The organism is Pigmentiphaga sp. H8 (genome assembly GCF_003854895.1).
Taxonomy (GTDB): Bacteria; Pseudomonadota; Gammaproteobacteria; order Burkholderiales; family Burkholderiaceae_B; genus Pigmentiphaga.
On record NZ_CP033966.1, the window covers coordinates 1295308 to 1311007 of the forward strand.

A 15700-nucleotide genomic window follows, 5' to 3' on the forward strand; every position below is an offset into this window, starting at 1 on the left:
GGCTTACCGGGTCCAGTGTCCCGACTTTCCGCCTTTCTTCTCCATCAGCCGCACGTCGGTCATGACCATGCCCCGGTCCGCCGCCTTGCACATGTCGTAGATCGTCAGCAGCGCGACGTTGACGGCGGTCAGCGCCTCCATCTCGACGCCGGTGCCGCCCACGGTCTCGGCGCGCACGGTGCAGTGCACGGCGCCGGCTTCGTCGTCCAGGGTGAAGTCACAGGCGACGTGCGTCAGCGGAATCGGGTGGCACAGCGGAATCAGGTCCGAGGTCTTCTTGGCCGCCATGATGGCGGCGATGCGGGCGATGCCCAGTACGTCGCCTTTCTTGGCGTTGCCGTCGCGGATCAGGGCCAGCGTGGCCGGCTGCATGCGTATCGTGCCGGCCGCCACGGCCACGCGCGCGGTGGCGGGCTTGGCGCCCACGTCCACCATGTGGGCCTGTCCGGCCTCGTCGAAGTGGGTCAGGGGGGATTGCGACATCATGCGTCTCCGGTGGCGATGGGCGAGCCGGGGCGGCTGCTCCATTCGCTCCACGAGCCGGGATACAGCACCGCCCCGGACAGGCCCGCCACTTCCATGGCAAGCAGGTTGTGGCAGGCGGTGACACCGGAGCCGCACTGGCTGATGACCCGGTCGGCGGGCGTGCCGCCCAGCACGGCCTCGAACTCGGACCGCAGCTGCGCGGCGGGCTTGAAGCGTCCGTCGGGCTGGAGGTTGTCGCGCAGGAAGCGGTTGGCGGCGCCGGGGATGTGGCCGCCCACGGCGTCCAGGGTTTCGTTCTGGCCGCGGAAACGGTCGGGGGCGCGCGCGTCCACGACCAGGCGCGGGGCCGGCGCGTCCAGGTTGGCCCGCACGTCCTCGTAGGTGGCGGTCGCCACCAGCGGCGGCCGCAGCGTGAACGTGCCCGGGGCGGGCGCGGCGGGCTGGCCGGATTCCAGCGGGTAGCCCGCCTCGCGCCAGGCCGCCAGGCCGCCGTCCAGCACCGCGACGGCCTCGTGGCCCGCCCAGCGCAGCAGCCACCAGAGGCGTGCGGCCATGGCGCCGCCGGCGGTGTCATAGCACACCACCTGAGTGGTGTCGGAGACGCCCAGGCGGGCCATCAGGCCGGCGAAGTCCTCGCGCCGGGGCAGGGGATGGCGGCCGTTGTTGCCGGTCTTGGCGCCGCTCAGGTCGCGGTCCAGGTGGATGTAGCGGGCGCCGGGAATATGCGCAGCCGCGTGGGCGCGCTCGCCCGCGCCGGTGTCCGCCAGATCGAAGCTGCAATCGCACACGACGGCCGGCGAGGAGGATTGCAGCAGGGCGTGCAGCGCCTGCGCGGAAATCAGGGTGCTGAAGCTCATGGCATGTCCTGTAAGCGTTGCCATGCGGCCGGTCTGGCTCCGGCCGGCATTGGTAAATTTTTCATGTTTCGCCTGGGAAGCGGGAACCCGCCGCCCAAGCTGGCTATCATACCGGTATGCCGAATTCCCAACGTTTCCCGTCGCTGCGCCGCAAGGCCGTGGCGCTGCTGCTGCCGGCCCTGCTGGCGGCGGCCGCGCCGGCGCTGGCGCCCGCCCAGCCGGTCGGGCTGCCCGACCTGGGCGACTCGGCCGCGCAGGAGCTTTCGCCCCGGCTGGAACAGCGGCTGGGCGACGCCATCATGATGGAATCCCTGCGCGATCCGGCCTATATCGACGATCCGGACCTGCTCCAGTATCTGACCGGCATGGCGCGCCAGTTGTCGGCCCATGCGCCCATAGGCACGCCCAACATCAACGTGTTCGCGGTGCGCGACCCCAGCATCAATGCGTTCGCGATGCCGGGCGGTTACATAGGCGTACATACCGGGCTGGTGGTGGCCGCGCAGTCCGAGTCCGAACTGGCCGGCGTGCTGGCGCACGAAATCGGCCACGTGGTGCAGCGGCACATCGCCCGGGGCCTGGTGCAGCAGAAGCAGGACACGCTGATCATGGTGGCGGCCCTGCTGGCGGCGCTGGTGGCGGCGCGCGGCAATTCGCAGGCGCCCGAGGCGGCGATGGCCTTCGGCCAGGCCGCGGCCATCAACTCGCAACTGGGCTTCTCGCGCGAGGCCGAGCGCGAAGCCGACCGCACCGGGTTCCAGATGCTGGAGGCGGCCAACTACAACGTCAACGGCATGGCCTCGTTCTTCGGCCGCCTGATGCAGGCGTCGGGGCTGAACGAGCGGACCGGCCAGGCCTTCACCCGCACCCACCCGTTGTCCATCGAGCGCATGTCCGACATGCAGAACCGGGCGCGCGGCGTGGTGATCCACGATCGTCCGAGTTCGTCGGATTTCTATTTCGTGCGCGCCAAGATGCGCATGCTGCAGGCCAACAGCGGCCAGGATACCCTCGAGGCCATCCGCTATTTCGAGAACCGCAGCACCGAGGCCCAGGGCATCGAGCGTTCCGCGGCCTACTATGGCCTGGCCCTGGGGTACGTGCGCCAGCGCGAGTACGGCAAGGCCAACGACGCCTACCTGGCCGCCACGTCGGGCGCGCGCACCCATTTCATGCTCGAGCACCTGGCCATCGACCTGGCGCTGGCCCGCAACGACACGCAGCAGGCCATGAGCCTGGCGCGCAGCGCCGTCGCGCGGTGGCCCGAGCAGCGCGGCCTGGCCATGGCGATGGCGGAGTCGCTGCAACGCGCCGGCCGCAACCAGGAGGCGGTCGATTTCCTGAAAGAGCAGATGCTGAAGTGGAGCGACGAGCCCCGCTTCTACCAGATGGCCGCGGTCAGCTATTCGCGGCTGGGCAGCGCCGTGAACGAGCGCCGCAACATGGCCGACTACTATGCGATGACCGGCGCCCTGCCGGCCGCGGTCGAGCAGTTGCAGCAGGCGCGCGCGGCCTCCAAGGATTTCTACGAGCAGTCGCAGATCGACGCCAAGGTGCGTGAATACCAGCGCCGGCTGAAGGAAGAGCGCGACCTGCTCAAGCGTTTCCAGAGCTGAGGGCCTCGGGCCGGGCCACGAAACCGAACACCTGGGCGGCCGTGCCGCGCAGCGGTGCCAACGGCGCGGGCGCCGCGCCAACCGGCGGATAGACCACCGACAGGGCGGCGGCCGCCTTCGATACCTGGCCGGGGTCGGCCAGCCAGCCGGGCGCGGCGTCGAGCAGCGGCTGCCCCGATGCCAGTTTCATGCGTTCCAGCACGTCGGACAGATAGCGGTCCTCGACCATCGCGGGGCCGTATTCGGTCGCGGCGTAGAGCCTGCCTTCGGCGTCCAGCGCCCAGCGGTCCACGCGGGATACGTCGTGGCCGGCATGGGTGGACAGGGTGCCGGCGGCGTCCGACTGGCGCAGGATCAGCGGCGCCGCGTCCAGCCTGACGAACACGCGCTGCGGGCCGTTCTGGAAGAACCAGCGCCCTTGTTCGTCGTGCGCGTAGTTGCGCCCGATGAAGGCCAGGATGCCGGTGCTGGAAATGGAGACGCCCGGCCCGCCCGCCAAGGCATCGCCGGCGGGGTGCAGGCGCCAGCGGCCTCGGGCATCCAGCGACAACCAGCCATAGGCGTCCGGCACGTCGGGCCAGCGCGCCATGGCGGCAAGAACGTCGCTATCCATGCCCCGCCAGCCACGACTGCGGCGTGATCTGCCGGGGATCCGTGCGCAGCTCCAGCAGCGCCGGGCGGCCGGCCGCCCGGGCGCGCTCGAACGCGGCGGGGAAGGCGTCGGCGCTTTCCACCCGTTCGGCATGGGCGCCGAACGATAGCGCCAGCGCGACGAAATCGGGATTGCGCAGGTCGGTGGCGCTGACCCGGCCGGGGAAGCGCTTTTCCTGGTGCATGCGGATGGTGCCGTACATGCCGTTGTTGACGACGATGACGACGACGGCGGAATCGAATTGCAGCGCGGTGGCCAGTTCCTGCGGATACATCAGGAAGCAGCCGTCGCCCGATACGCAGACCACGGTGCGGTCGGGGTGGCGCAGCTTCGCGGCTATCGCCGCGGGCAGGCCGTAGCCCATGGCGCCGCAGGTGGGGGCGAGTTCCGTGCGCGGCTGGCGGTAGCGGTAGAACCGGTGCAGCCACACCGCGTAGTTGCCGGCGCCGTTGGCAATGATGGCGTCATCGGGCAGGGTGCGGTCCAGGTGGGCGATGACCTGGCCGAGGTCGATGCCGCGGGCCTCGGCATGCGGGGCCGGCACGGCCTGGTAGCGCGCATGCAGTTCGCTGGCCCGGCGGGTCCAGTCGTCCCAGGCGCGCGAGGCCGGAGCCTCCAGGCCGCGCAGCAGCGCGGCGGCGGGGGCGGCCGCCGACTGGATGGCCAGGTCGGGCTGGTAGACGCGGCCCAGCTCGGCCGCGTCGGCGTGCAGGTGGATCAGTTTCTGGGCGGGGCGGGGCGGCGTCAGCAGCGTATAGCCGCCGGTGGCGATCTCGCCCAGCCGCGTGCCCACGGCCAGGATGAGGTCGGCATCGCGCACCAGCTCGGCCAGGTCGGGGTTCATGCCCAGGCTCAGGTGCCCGGCGTACTGCGGGAGCCGGTTGTCGAAGATGTCCTGGCGGCGGAAGGCGCAGGCCACGGGCAGGTTCCAGGCCTGGACGAAGGCCGAGAAGTCCGAGGCGGCGCGTTCGCTCCAGTTCGATCCGCCCAGGAGGACCAGCGGACGGCGGGCCTGGGCCAGCATGTCGCGCAGGCGCGGGGCCGCGTCGGGATCGGGACCGCTGGCGGCCGTGGGGGCGATCGCGGCCGGGGCGGACGGGCAGGCGGCGCTCAGCACGTCCTCGGGCAGCGCCAGCACCACCGGACCGGGGCGGCCCGAAGTGGCGCACGCGAAGGCCCGCGCCACGAGTTCGGGAATGCGGGCGGCATCGTCGATGCTGACGACCCACTTGGCGATGCCGCCGAACATGGACGGGTAGTCGATTTCCTGGAAGGCTTCGCGGCCCAGCTCGCGCGTGGGTACCTGGCCGACGAACAGGATGAGCGGCGTCGAGTCCTGCTGGGCGATGTGCACCCCGATGCTGGCGTGGGTGGCGCCCGGGCCGCGCGTGACGAAGCAGATGCCCGGCCGTCCGGTCAGCTTGCCGTCAGCTTCGGCCATGTTGGCGGCGGCGCCTTCGTGCTTGGCGACGACGACGTCGATGTCGGCGTGGGCGTGCAGGGCGTCGAGCACGTCCAGGTAGCTTTCGCCTGGGACGCAGAAGACGCGGTCGACGCCGTTGGCGGTCAGCGCGTCGACCAGGAGGCGGCCGCCGGTGGTGGTGGAAGCGTTGGAAACCGTGGAAGTCGAGGCCATGGATGCATCCGTGTGGTTTTCTCCATTGTCGAAGAAAACGCCAGGGATGTCAGCGGGGGCTTGCCCCGATGGGGGAAGGGGCCCTAGCGGCCGGTCCGGAAGAATTCCGCCAGCCTGCGCGGCAGCCAGTTCAGGTTGCTGGGGAAGCTTCCCGTGGGAAAGCCCGCGTGGCCGCCCTGTGCCGGCTGATGCAGGACCACGTGGCCGGAAGCCTGTTCGGGAGTGGGCAGGTAGCGGCCGGGAAGGAACGGGTCGTTGCGCGCATTGAGCACCAGCGTCGGAATGGCGATGTCCATCAGCAGGGGCTTGCTGGAGGCGCGCGTCCAGTAGTCGTCGACGTCGCGGAAACCGTGCGTGGGCGCGGTGTAGGCGTCGTCGAACTCGTACAGGTCGCGCGCGTTGGCCACGCGTAGCACGTCTATGGTGCCGGGGAAGCGCTGCGCCTTCTGGAGCGTCTTGGACTTCAGCGTGCGCAGGAACATGTGGGTGTAGATCCGGCGGTTGATCAGTCCGGTGCCCAGGGTGCGGCCGCCGGCCATCAGGTCGACCGGCGCCGAGACGCCCGCCGCCGCCGCCAGCCAGCCGGCGGTGCCGCCGGCCTCGCCCAGGTATTTCAGCAGCGCGTTGCCGCCCAGCGAGATGCCGGCGGCGTGCCAGCGCATCTGCGGCAGGCGCTGCCGCACGGCGTCCAGCATGAAGCCGACGTCGGCGGAGTCGCCCGAGTGATAGGCGCGGGGCAGGCGGTTCGGCTCGCCCGAGCAGCCGCGGAAGTGCGGCACGACGACGGTCCAGCCGCGCGCGCGGAAATACTGCGAGATGGCTTGCGCGTAGTGGCTGGCGCTGCTGCCTTCCAGGCCGTGGAACAGCACGAGGCCGTCGCGCGACGCGGTGGCGGTGCCGGCTGTTTCGGCCAGCCGCGCGAACAGGTCGGGGCCGACGGTCGTGTCGGGACCGAGGCCGGGCGCCGTCCAGTCGAAGTCGATGAAATCGCCGTCGGGCGTATCCACCCGTTCGCGCTGGAACGAGGTGTGATGGTGCGACGAGAACTGCGACGCGAAGATGGTCTGGCTATGTCCTTCGGGCAACCATGCGGGAGTCGGGCAGGGTGTCGTGTCCAGGTAAGCGGGCATGCGGGATGGGCGGGCGACTCAATGCAAGAGGTCGGGAACGTCCTGAAGCTCGGTCGGGCCGAGATCGGCAGGGGCTTGCGACGAGTGGTGAACGACCAGCCGCCAGCCTGTGGGACCCTTGTGGAAGACATTGGTTGCATAGCAGTTGACGAGCTGCTTGCCCTGGGAGGTGTCGACCATGAGCTGTTCGACCACGGAGTGGACCGAACTCATCATGCTTTGCACGGTGTAGACCCGCGTGGGCCGTATCGGTACCGGGGAGCTACCCAGGATCTCGCGCCACGATTCCATCACGGCGTCGTGGCCGATCAGCCGCGGCCCGCCCGGATGGATGCAGACGATGTCCTCGTCGTCGGCCCAGACCGCCATCAACTGGGCGAGGTCGCCTTGTTCCAGGGCGTCGTAGAACGCCTGCTCGGCTTCTTCGGAGGTGGCGAATAGCGGCGCGCCGCGGGATTTGAGCACCATTTATGCGAATACGATCGTCTTGTGGCCGTTCAACAGGATGCGATGCTCGACGTGCCAGCGGACGGCGCGCGCCAGCACCAGGCATTCGACGTCGCGGCCGACCTGCGTCATGGTTTCCGGCGACATGCTGTGGTCCACGCGGGCGATGTCCTGCTCGATGATGGGACCTTCGTCGAGGTCGGGCGTGACGTAGTGGGCGGTGGCGCCGATCAGCTTCACGCCGCGGTCGTGCGCCTGGTAGTACGGCCGCGCGCCCTTGAAGCTGGGAAGGAAGCTGTGGTGGATGTTGATCGCGCGGCCGGCCAGCGCCCGGCACATCTCGGGCGACAGGATCTGCATGTAGCGGGCCAGCACGACCAGGTCGACGTTCTCGCGCTCGGCGATCTGCAACACCTGCCGCTCCTGCTGTTCCTTGCCGCCCTGCGCGACCGGCAGGTGGTAGAAGGGCACGCCGTACGAAGCCGACAGCAGCGCGAAATCGGGGTGGTTGGAAACCACCGCGGGAATGTCGATGGGCAGCTGTCCGCTCTTGGCGCGGAACAGCAGGTCGTTCAGGCAGTGGCCGTGCTTGCTGACCATCAGCAGCACGCGCGCGCGCCGGTGCGGGTCGCGGATCTGCCATTGCATGGAGAAGCGCTCGCCCACGGCGGCGAATTCCTTGCGCACGGTGTCGGCGTCCAGGCCGTCGGGCACCGAGAAGTGCACGCGCAGGAAGAACAGCTGGGTGTCCTCGTCCCCGAACTGCTGCGAGTCCAGGATGTTGCAGCCGCGCTCGAACAGGAATCCCGACACGTGGTACACGATGCCGGTCGTATCGGGGCAGGCGAGCGTCAGGATGTAATCGTTGTGCTGCACGGGGAGGTCCTGTGAATAAAAAGCAAACCCCGGCGGACCGGGGCAGCGTCAGCTGTGTCCTTCCTGGGACACCGCGGATCCGGCATAGCCGGTCCGCAGGGCATCAATGATGATGTACCTTGGCGCCGTCCTTCAGACGGTATTCGGCGCCACAGTACGGGCACTTCGCTTCGCCCGTCGTCCCGATGTCCAGGAACACCTTGGGGTGCATGTTCCAGAGCGGAGTATGCGGTCCCGGGCACGAAAGCGGAAGCGCGTCGGCATCGACTTCGATGATGGCGTTGGCGGCTTCGGTGGTCATGGCCGTTCCTCCCGATCAGACGTGCGTGAGCCAGTGGCCGTACTTGGCGTTGCGGCCCGCGACCAGATCGAAGAAGGCCTGCTGCAGGCGCGCCGTGACCGGGCCGCACTGGCCGGCGCCGATCTTGCGGCGGTCCAGTTCGCGGATGGGCGTGACTTCCGCCGCCGTGCCGGTGAAGAAGGCTTCGTCGGCGATGTAGATGTCGTCGCGCGTCAGGCGCTTGGTGACGACCTTGATGCCCAGGTCGGCGGCCAGGCTGTGGATGGTCGAGCGCGTGATGCCGGTCAGGGCCGAGGCGATCTCGGGCTCGATCAGCACGCCGTCCTTGACGATGAAGACGTTCTCGCCCGAGCCTTCGGCCACGAAGCCTTCGGTGTCGAGCAGCAGGGCTTCGTCGTAGCCGTCCTCGGTGGCTTCCAGGTTCGCCAGGATGGAGTTGGCGTAGGTGGAGGCCAGCTTGGCGCGGGGCATGGTCACGTTGACGTGGTGGCGGGCATAGGACGAGGTCTTGACCCGGATGCCCTTTTGCAGCGCCTCGGCGCCCAGGTAGGCACCCCATTCCCAGGCGGCGACGGCCACGTGGACCTTGGCGCCCTTGGGCGAGACGCCCATCTTTTCCGAACCGTAGAACGCGATGGGACGCAGGTAGCAGGATTCCAGCTTGTTGACGCGGACCACTTCCTTCTGCGCTTCCATCAGGATTTCCCGGCTGTACGGGATCTGCATCTGGTAGATGTGGGCGGAATTGACCAGGCGGTCGGTGTGTTCCTTGAGCCGGAAGATCGAGGTTCCGATGTCGGTCTTGTACGCGCGCACACCCTCGAATACCGCCAACCCGTAGTGCAGAGAGTGTGTGAGCACATGGGTGTTGGCTTCACGCCAGGGCACGAGCTTGCCGTCGTACCAGATGAAGCCGTCGCGGTCTGACATCGACATGATGAGGATCTCCGAAATGAACCAGATATTGTACCAATCTGCGACGGGATCCTGCGGCGAAGCGGGCGCGCAGGGGTCCGCGCCCGATGCTGCCCGGGAATCCGGGGAGATTCGGGTAATCACTTACAATAGCCGTAAGCCGTCACTTTACTCCTTCCCGGCCCGGCGCCGGGATCCAGCCGCCGTTCCCCCATCCCCATGTCCGCCATGCGTCCGTCCGCCGCAGTGCCCGGCCTTTCCCCGCAGGAACGCAGGGCGGCCGTCGTCGCGGGCCTGAGGGCGCTGGCGCCCACCACGATCGCCATCGGCGTCTGGGGCATGGTCAGCGGCGTGGCCATGGTCAAGATCGGCCTGAGCCAGTCCCTGGCGCTGGCGATGACTTTCCTGGTATACGCGGGCTCGGCCCAGCTGGCCGCGCTGCCGCTGATCGTGGCGGGCGCGCCGGTATGGCTGGTGTTCGCCGCCGGTTGCGTGGTCAACCTGCGATTCGTGATCTTCGCGGCGGCGCTGCATCCGTATTTCCGCCGCTACTCCCGCTGGCGCCGCCTGGGGCTGGGCTTCCTGACGAGCGACATCGGCTTCGTGCTGTTCATGCCCCGCTACGGCGACGCGGCCGTCAAGGGCACGCCCGAGCAGACCTGGTTCTTCCTGGGCTCGGCGCTGGGCAACTGGGTGACCTGGCAGGTGTGCTCGGTGGCCGGCATCCTGCTGGGCGCCGTGGTGCCGCAGGCCTGGTCGCTGGAATTCGCCGCGGTGCTGGCGCTGATCGCCATCGTGGTGCCCATGGTCGCGAGCTGGCCGGTGGCCGCGGCGGTGGGGGCGGCGGCCCTGGCCGGATGGGCTGGCCAGCCGCTGCCCTTGCGGCTGGGGCTGGTCCTGGCGGTGGTGGCGGGCGTCTGGGCCGGCGTGGCCACGGAGCGGGCGCTGGAGCGCCGCAAGGAGGCGGGGGCATGAGTCCGTCCACCCTGCCGCCGACGTCCGATTCCCTGTACGTCTGGCTGGTCATCATCGCGCTGGCGGTGTGCACCGTGCTCACGCGCGCCGGCTTCCTGCTGCTGGGCGACAACGTGCCCCTGCCCGAGGGCGTCAGGCGGGCGCTGCGCTACGCGCCCGCCGCGGCGCTGGCGGCCGTGATCGTGCCGGACCTGCTGCCCTGGGCGCCGGGCGGCCTGCCGGTGTTCGACTGGCGCGCCCTGGCCGCCGTGACCGCGGTGGCGGTCATGGTGGCCACCCGCAACACGATCGCGATGATAGGCGCGGGCATGGTCACGCTGTGGCTGCTGAGGTGGCTGGCGGGCTGAGCGCCCGCGTGCCCTTTCTCTTAGTTATTCAGCCTGGATGTTGCGCTGGACCACGACGGCGCGCAGACGGCGGATGTCGTTCTCGACGCGCGCCTGGAATTCGTCGGGCGTGGAGGCCTTGGGCGAACCGCCCCAGTCGACCAGTTGCTGATGCACGGCGGGCGTGTCCAGCACCGCGCGCAACTCGCGGTTCAGGCGGGCGACCACGTCGGCGGGGGTGCCGGCCGGCGCGGCGATGCCCAGCCAGGATTCGAAGACGACGGCGGGCAGCGTATCGGCCACGCTGGGCACGCCGGGCAGCGCCTGCACGCCCTTGGGCGCGGTGGTCGCCAGCAGCCGCACGCGCTGGGACTTGAACAGCGGCGCGGTGTTGGTCATCGTGTCGATCATGACGTCCACGCGTCCGGCCAGCAGCTCGGTCATGGGGCCGGCGCCGCCCTTGAACGGCACGTGCAGCGCGCTGCCGCCGCTTTCGGCCATGATCCATTCGCCCACGAGATGCATGGCGGTGCCGACGCCGACCGAGGTGTAGGTGTAGCGGTCTTTTTCGGCCTTGATGCGGCGGACGAAATCGTCGAAGGACTTGATCGGCGACGACGGCGCCACGGCCAGCGTCAACGGATACGTCGTGATCGTGGAGACCCAGCCAAAGCCCTTGACCGGCTCGAAGGGCAGGTCCTTGCGCATGGCGGCATTGGTGCCGTGGCCGCTGGTCATCAGCACCAGCGTGTAGCCGTCGGGCTCGCTCTTGGCGACCTGGGCCGAGGCGATGTTGCCGCCGTCGCCGGCGCGGTTCTCGACGATGACGGGCTGGCCGACCCGCTCGGACAGCGCCTTGCCGACCAGCCGGGCCACGACGTCGCTGCCGCCTCCGGCCGCGAAGCCGACCAGCAGCTTGATCGGCCGGTTCGGGTAGGTGTTCTGCGCGTTGTTCTGCGCGTGCGCGGGGCCGGCCAGTGCCGCGGCCAGTATGCCCGCCGCGGCGAGGGCCTGGCGGCGGCCGGTGATCTTGTCGTGCATGATGGGTCTCCTCTTCGTCCCCGTTTTCGTGCGGCCCCGTCGGGGCGCGCGTGAGGCCGCTCAGTCCGCCGTCTGCAGGCGGGCGGAAATCTCGCGGCTTTTCTGTTGCAGCACGGCCCCCAGGGCCGCGCCGTTGAGGAACTCTCCACGCTGCTTCGAGCAGACCAGCGAGATCGTTCCTATGACTTCGTCCTCGGCCATCACGGGCACGCCGTAGCCGATGACGTCGGGATCCAGCCCCGCGTGGCTGATGGCGTATCCCGCCTTGCGTATGGCCTTCAGCCCGGTCCACGCGGCGTTCCAGGCTTCCTCGCCGGCACCCGGGTGGGTCTGTTCGAACAGGTTGCGCACGCGCGCCCGCGGCCAGAACGCCAGTACCGACAGCGAAGGCGCGCCGCGGAACCACGGCAGGCTCTTGCCCCGCATGTAGGTCAGTTCCAGCGGCTCGACGCCGGCTTCGTGCGCCACGTTCAGCAGGTGCTCGCCGTAGACGTTGGAAAGCAGCACGTGGCAGCCGGTTTCCTGCGCCAGGTCGCGCAGGATGGGCTGGGCGGCGCGGGTGACCGGATCGGTCTCGCGGATCAGGGCCTCGAGTTCGACGATCCGCGCGCCCACCACGTAGATGCCGCGCGGCAGCCGTATCAGCAATCCCGCCGCGCACAGCTCCTTGACGTAGCGATAGGTGGACGAGGGCGTGAAGCCGAAATGGCTGGCCAGGTCGTCCACCGTCCAGGCGTACCGGTCGTGGGTGTAGGCATCGAGCAGCGTCAGCATGCGGCCCAGGCTGGATGCGCTTTCCGTCATGCGGGCGCCTGCTCCACGCCCATGCGCCGGGCCATGTCGGCCCGCCACTCCTGGCGGCTGCGGAAGCCGGGCAGGGCGCGCGCGTGCCGCTCGGCCCAGGCCATGAGTTCGGCCGGCGGCAGCTCGATGGGCATGGGGACGCGCATGGGCTGCGAGACGTACCAGGGTGTGTCGATGTACAGCTCGAGCCGGTTGCCTTCCGGATCGCGGCAGTACAGCGACAGCGCGTTGCCGTGCGTGACCGGTGCCAGTTCCGCGACGCCGGCGTCCACCAGGCGGCGGTGGTAGCGCTGCAGGGTTTCCAGGGAGTCGGCCATCAGCGACAACTGGTTGATGACGTTGAAGCGGACATCGGCGGGCCGCCCCGATACCAGCACGATCTGGTGATGGACGTCCGGATCGCGGCTGGTGAACACCAGTTCGATCGGGCCGTGAGGGCCGTCGAGCATGCCGCGGTCCGTGATGGTGAAGTCCAGGACCTGCGAATAGAAGTCGGCCATGCGCTGGATATCGGTGACGAAGATGCCGACGTGGCTGAAGGAAAGACCGGGTCTTTGGGGCATGGTGGAAAATTTGGCCTGATATATGGCGAATAAACGCCATTGAAAATTGAGTTTTTTGCATATTACGTAAAAAACTCAAAAATAAGACCTGTGTGAAACCCTAGGTGGAATCGGCCGGGGGCAGGCGGCCGCACGCCGCTTCCCGAGGGAAGCGGCGGCAAACCGGAGGGGGTAGGAGGCGGGGGCGGCAAGGCCCCCGGAGGATTCAGGAACGGGGGCCCAGGACCTGTTCCCACAGCTCGATCACGGCGGCGCGTTCGGCCGTCAGCGCGTCCTGGGGTACGCGGGCTTTTTCCACGTCCTGCAGGCGCAGCGCGTGCTGTTCCCGCCGCAGCGTGCGATAGGCATCGCCCACGCGCCGCGCCAGGTCGGCGGGGATCAGGCCCGCTTCGGCGGCCAGGCGCAGCAGCGCGATGTTGCCGAGGTTCTGCACCAGGATCTCGTGCTCGCGGGCATGCAGCAGGACCAGGTATTGGGTGACGAATTCGACGTCCACCATGCCGCCCGGATCGTGCTTGAGGTCGAAGTCCGGCGTGCGGTTGGGGTGGCCTTCGCCGATCTTGCGGCGCATGGCGATGACCTCGTCGGCCAGTTGGCGGGCGTCGCGCGGCATCAGCAGCACCTCGCGCCGGATGCGTTCGAACTGTCTGCCCACCTCGGGGTCCCCGGCGGCGAAGCGGGCGCGCGTGATGGCCTGATGTTCCCAGGGCCAGGCGTGTTCCTTCTGGTAGCGCTCGAAGGCTTCGGTCGAGATCACCATCAGCCCGGCCTGGCCGTCGGGCCGCAGCCGCAGGTCCACTTCGTACAGGCGTCCCGAGGCGGTCATGGAACCGAGCCACGACAGGATGCGCTGGCCGAAGCGGGCGTAGATCTCGCCGGCGTCCTCGCGCGGGTCGTCGAACAGGAACACCAGGTCGAGGTCCGAGGCGTAGCCCAGCTCCTTGCCGCCGTGCTTGCCGTAGGCGATGACCGCGAAATGCGCGGGCGTGCGGCCTTCGTCCCTGGATACGCTGTACCAGACGCGCTTGAGCGTTTCCTCGAGCATGATGTCGGCGACCATGGACAGGTAGTCGCCCAGCCGCTCCACCGTCAACTGGCCCTCGAGATCCTGCGCCAGCAGATGGAAGCCCCATTGGCGCTGCGTGTCGCGCATCAGGTTCATCTGCCGCTCGACGTCGGGCGCGCCGGTGCCGTCGATCACGCAGGCATCCAGTTCGTCGCTGAGCTTGCGGGCCATGGCGGGCAGGTCGGGCTCGACCATGAGCGTGCGCCAGTCCAGCAATTCGTCCAGCAGCAGCGGGTGCCGGGTCAGGTAGCCCGCGGCCCAGTCGCTGGCCGCGAAGATGCGGGCCACCCGGGCCAGCGTGTCGGGGTACTCGGCCAGCAGCGCCATGTAGGCGCTGCGCTGCGCGATGTGCTCGATCAGGCCGAACATGCGGACCAGCGCGGCGGCGGGCGCCTTGGTGCCGGCGCAGGCATCCACCGCCGCCGGCAGCAGGGCCGCCAGGCGCCGCCGGCTGTTGTCGGGCAGGCTGCGTATGCGTGGGCTGTCGAGCAGCGCGGCGGCGCGCGGCAGCAGGCTGTCGGCCTCGGCCGGCAGGGCCGTGCGTATGCGTTCGACCAACCGGTCCTCGGGGTCGCCCGTCCCGCGCCGGCCCTGGGCTTGTTCGCCGTCGTTCTGGCCGAACACGCCGCGGAAGGTGGTTTCGACGAATTCCCGGTGCGCGGTCAGCGTGCGCTCGAAGTTGGCCGGGTCGTCGAAGCCCAGCGCGCGGGCCAGTTCGGCACGCCGCTCGTCGTCCTGGGGCAGCAGATGGGTCTGCTGGTCCTCGCGGTATTGCAGGGCGTGTTCGACCCGCCGCAGGAAGCGGTAGGCACTTTCCAGCCGTTCGGCATCCTCGGGCCGGACCAGGCCTGCCTCGCGTTCGGCGTGCAGCGCGGCCAGCAGGCCGCGTTCCTGCAGCGTCGGCGTGCGGCCGCCGCGTACCAGCTGCGAGAGCTGGACCACGAACTCGATCTCGCGGATGCCGCCTTCGCCCAGCTTGACGTTATCGGCCTGCGTGGCCTGTTCGCCCGTGCCGTTGTACGAGCGGCGGTTCCAGTCCTCGCGTATGCGTTCGCGCAGCGCGCGCAGCGCCGCCAGCGCGTCGAAATCGAAATACTTGCGGTAGACGAAGGGCCGCCGCAGCGCCTCCATCTGCGCCGCCTGGGCGGCGGGGTCGCTGCCCTGGAAGGCCTGGGCTTCGATGCGGCGCGCCTTCAGCCAGGCATAGCGTTCCCATTCCCGCCCCTGCGACACCAGGTAGTTCTCGAAAGCGTCCAGGCTCCAGGCCAGCGGTCCGGCGTCGCCGTCGGGCCGCAGCCGCAGGTCGGTGCGGAATACGTGGCCGTCGGCGTCGATCTCGGCGATGACCGGCATCATGCGCCGCGTCAGCCTGCCGTAGAACTCATGGTGGGAGATGGGCCGGCGCCCGTCGGTCTCGCCCTCGTCGCCATACAGCATGACCAGGTCGATGTCGGACGAGACGTTCAGTTCCTCGCCGCCCAGCTTGCCCATGCCCACGATCAGCATTTCCTGGGGCAGGCCCGAGGCGGCCTCGCGCGGGATCCCATGCACCTCGGCCAGTTCGGCCGCGACGCTGCGATAGGCCTGTTCGATGGCCAGGTCGGCGAGCCGGGTCATCGCGCCCACGACTTCCTCCAGCGGCGCGAGGCCCGCCAGGTCGCGCGCCATGACGGTGCAGAACACGCGCTCGCGCAGCCTGCGCAGCACCGCGCGGCAGTCGGCCACGGGCAGCGGGCCGGCCGACGCCGCGCCCCGGGCCGTGCGCAATTCGTCGAACCAGGCGGCCAGGGCCTGGGCGTCGACCGGCCGGGTGGCCGCGTCGGCCAGCCAGCGCCCGTAGTCGGGCTGGGCGTCTATGCGTCGGCGCAGGTGGCCCGACCAGGAAAGCGCGGGGGTGAGCAGCGAGGTGTCTGTCATGGCGAAAATTGTGGCAGTGCGTTACAGAATTGTGCGCCACGAAGAAGTTTTGCGCATAAGCCAGCATAAGACATGCGGGGCGGTATAAGCTT

General features: G+C 69.3%; 16 protein-coding genes. 3 read left to right on the top strand and 13 right to left on the bottom strand.

The annotated features are described in order from the left end of the window. Positions 1-3 precede the first annotated feature (3 nt). The gene (gene moaC / locus EGT29_RS06175; protein WP_192901797.1) at positions 4-483 is read right to left on the bottom strand and encodes a cyclic pyranopterin monophosphate synthase MoaC; all 480 of its coding nucleotides are present in this window, start codon (positions 481-483) and stop codon (positions 4-6) included. Next, positions 483-1343 (bottom strand): sulfurtransferase, encoded by an 861-nt coding sequence (locus EGT29_RS06180; RefSeq protein WP_124688189.1) that lies wholly within the window; start codon positions 1341-1343, stop codon positions 483-485. Before EGT29_RS06180 ends, moaC begins: the two co-directional genes overlap by 1 nt. A gap of 116 nt (positions 1344-1459) precedes the next feature. Here EGT29_RS06180 and EGT29_RS06185 point away from each other — a divergent pair, with 116 nt between their 5' ends. Next, entirely contained in the window at positions 1460-2959 is a 1500-nt protein-coding gene (locus EGT29_RS06185; protein WP_124688190.1) for a M48 family metalloprotease, read from the top strand. On the opposite strand, the gene EGT29_RS06190 is transcribed toward EGT29_RS06185, so the two are convergent. From EGT29_RS06190 to EGT29_RS06220, 7 genes are all read right to left on the bottom strand, one after another. Further along, a complete protein-coding gene (locus EGT29_RS06190) occupies positions 2940-3572 on the bottom strand; it encodes a DUF2946 family protein (RefSeq protein WP_124688191.1) in 633 nt (210 codons plus the stop codon). The genes EGT29_RS06185 and EGT29_RS06190 overlap by 20 nt on opposite strands. After that, the gene (locus EGT29_RS06195; RefSeq protein WP_124688192.1) at positions 3565-5247 is read right to left on the bottom strand and encodes a thiamine pyrophosphate-binding protein; all 1683 of its coding nucleotides are present in this window, start codon (positions 5245-5247) and stop codon (positions 3565-3567) included. Before EGT29_RS06195 ends, EGT29_RS06190 begins: the two co-directional genes overlap by 8 nt. Positions 5248-5330: 83 nt before the next feature. Further along, on the bottom strand, positions 5331-6377 hold the full coding sequence (locus EGT29_RS06200) for a YheT family hydrolase (RefSeq protein WP_124688193.1): 1047 nt from the start codon (positions 6375-6377) through the stop codon (positions 5331-5333). A gap of 18 nt (positions 6378-6395) precedes the next feature. Beyond that, the gene (locus EGT29_RS06205) at positions 6396-6845 is read right to left on the bottom strand and encodes a nuclear transport factor 2 family protein (protein ID WP_124688194.1); all 450 of its coding nucleotides are present in this window, start codon (positions 6843-6845) and stop codon (positions 6396-6398) included. After that, positions 6846-7700, bottom strand: a complete 855-nt coding sequence (purU, locus tag EGT29_RS06210; RefSeq protein WP_124688195.1) for a formyltetrahydrofolate deformylase — start codon at positions 7698-7700, stop codon at positions 6846-6848. Between the two features lie 103 nt (positions 7701-7803). Further along, positions 7804-8001, bottom strand: coding sequence for a zinc-finger domain-containing protein (locus EGT29_RS06215; protein ID WP_087837101.1), 198 nt, complete (start codon positions 7999-8001; stop codon positions 7804-7806). 15 nt (positions 8002-8016) lie between these two features. Beyond that, positions 8017-8937, bottom strand: coding sequence for a branched-chain amino acid transaminase (locus EGT29_RS06220; protein WP_124688196.1), 921 nt, complete (start codon positions 8935-8937; stop codon positions 8017-8019). Between the two features lie 207 nt (positions 8938-9144). Here EGT29_RS06220 and EGT29_RS06225 point away from each other — a divergent pair, with 207 nt between their 5' ends. Continuing rightward, on the top strand, positions 9145-9891 hold the full coding sequence (locus EGT29_RS06225) for an AzlC family ABC transporter permease (protein ID WP_124688197.1): 747 nt from the start codon (positions 9145-9147) through the stop codon (positions 9889-9891). After that, on the top strand, positions 9888-10238 hold the full coding sequence (locus EGT29_RS06230) for an AzlD domain-containing protein (RefSeq protein WP_124688198.1): 351 nt from the start codon (positions 9888-9890) through the stop codon (positions 10236-10238). The genes EGT29_RS06225 and EGT29_RS06230 overlap by 4 nt, the downstream gene beginning before the upstream one ends. Positions 10239-10262: 24 nt before the next feature. Here EGT29_RS06230 and EGT29_RS06235 read toward each other — a convergent pair whose 3' ends face one another. The 4 genes from EGT29_RS06235 to glnE form a co-directional block, all read right to left on the bottom strand. Beyond that, entirely contained in the window at positions 10263-11258 is a 996-nt protein-coding gene (locus EGT29_RS06235; RefSeq protein ID WP_124688199.1) for a tripartite tricarboxylate transporter substrate binding protein, read from the bottom strand. Positions 11259-11318: 60 nt separating this feature from the next. After that, positions 11319-12062 carry an IclR family transcriptional regulator gene (locus tag EGT29_RS06240; protein WP_124688200.1) on the bottom strand — a complete coding sequence of 248 codons (744 nt, stop codon included), beginning with the start codon at positions 12060-12062 and terminating at the stop codon, positions 11319-11321. Then, positions 12059-12625, bottom strand: coding sequence for a VOC family protein (locus tag EGT29_RS06245; RefSeq protein ID WP_124688201.1), 567 nt, complete (start codon positions 12623-12625; stop codon positions 12059-12061). Before EGT29_RS06245 ends, EGT29_RS06240 begins: the two co-directional genes overlap by 4 nt. Positions 12626-12830: 205 nt before the next feature. Further along, complete coding sequence (gene glnE, locus EGT29_RS06250) at positions 12831-15608, bottom strand: bifunctional [glutamate--ammonia ligase]-adenylyl-L-tyrosine phosphorylase/[glutamate--ammonia-ligase] adenylyltransferase (RefSeq protein WP_124688202.1); 2778 nt, start codon at positions 15606-15608, stop codon at positions 12831-12833. Positions 15609-15700: the final 92 nt, after the last annotated feature.

What these genes read in the sequence shown, in the direction of transcription:
- EGT29_RS06190 (WP_124688191.1), bottom strand. Translation starts at nt 3,572, where the DNA reads ATGGATAGCGACGTTCTTGCCGCCATGGCGCGCTGGCCCGACGTGCCG.
- EGT29_RS06240 (WP_124688200.1), bottom strand. Translation starts at nt 12,062, where the DNA reads ATGACGGAAAGCGCATCCAGCCTGGGCCGCATGCTGACGCTGCTCGAT.
- EGT29_RS06245 (WP_124688201.1), bottom strand. Translation starts at nt 12,625, where the DNA reads ATGCCCCAAAGACCCGGTCTTTCCTTCAGCCACGTCGGCATCTTCGTC.
- EGT29_RS06180 (WP_124688189.1), bottom strand. Translation starts at nt 1,343, where the DNA reads ATGAGCTTCAGCACCCTGATTTCCGCGCAGGCGCTGCACGCCCTGCTG.
- EGT29_RS06185 (WP_124688190.1), top strand. Translation starts at nt 1,460, where the DNA reads ATGCCGAATTCCCAACGTTTCCCGTCGCTGCGCCGCAAGGCCGTGGCG.
- EGT29_RS06205 (WP_124688194.1), bottom strand. Translation starts at nt 6,845, where the DNA reads ATGGTGCTCAAATCCCGCGGCGCGCCGCTATTCGCCACCTCCGAAGAA.
- EGT29_RS06195 (WP_124688192.1), bottom strand. Translation starts at nt 5,247, where the DNA reads ATGGCCTCGACTTCCACGGTTTCCAACGCTTCCACCACCACCGGCGGC.
- EGT29_RS06215 (WP_087837101.1), bottom strand. Translation starts at nt 8,001, where the DNA reads ATGACCACCGAAGCCGCCAACGCCATCATCGAAGTCGATGCCGACGCG.
- EGT29_RS06225 (WP_124688197.1), top strand. Translation starts at nt 9,145, where the DNA reads ATGCGTCCGTCCGCCGCAGTGCCCGGCCTTTCCCCGCAGGAACGCAGG.
- EGT29_RS06220 (WP_124688196.1), bottom strand. Translation starts at nt 8,937, where the DNA reads ATGTCGATGTCAGACCGCGACGGCTTCATCTGGTACGACGGCAAGCTC.
- moaC (WP_192901797.1), bottom strand. Translation starts at nt 483, where the DNA reads ATGTCGCAATCCCCCCTGACCCACTTCGACGAGGCCGGACAGGCCCAC.
- EGT29_RS06230 (WP_124688198.1), top strand. Translation starts at nt 9,888, where the DNA reads ATGAGTCCGTCCACCCTGCCGCCGACGTCCGATTCCCTGTACGTCTGG.
- EGT29_RS06200 (WP_124688193.1), bottom strand. Translation starts at nt 6,377, where the DNA reads ATGCCCGCTTACCTGGACACGACACCCTGCCCGACTCCCGCATGGTTG.
- EGT29_RS06235 (WP_124688199.1), bottom strand. Translation starts at nt 11,258, where the DNA reads ATGCACGACAAGATCACCGGCCGCCGCCAGGCCCTCGCCGCGGCGGGC.
- glnE (WP_124688202.1), bottom strand. Translation starts at nt 15,608, where the DNA reads ATGACAGACACCTCGCTGCTCACCCCCGCGCTTTCCTGGTCGGGCCAC.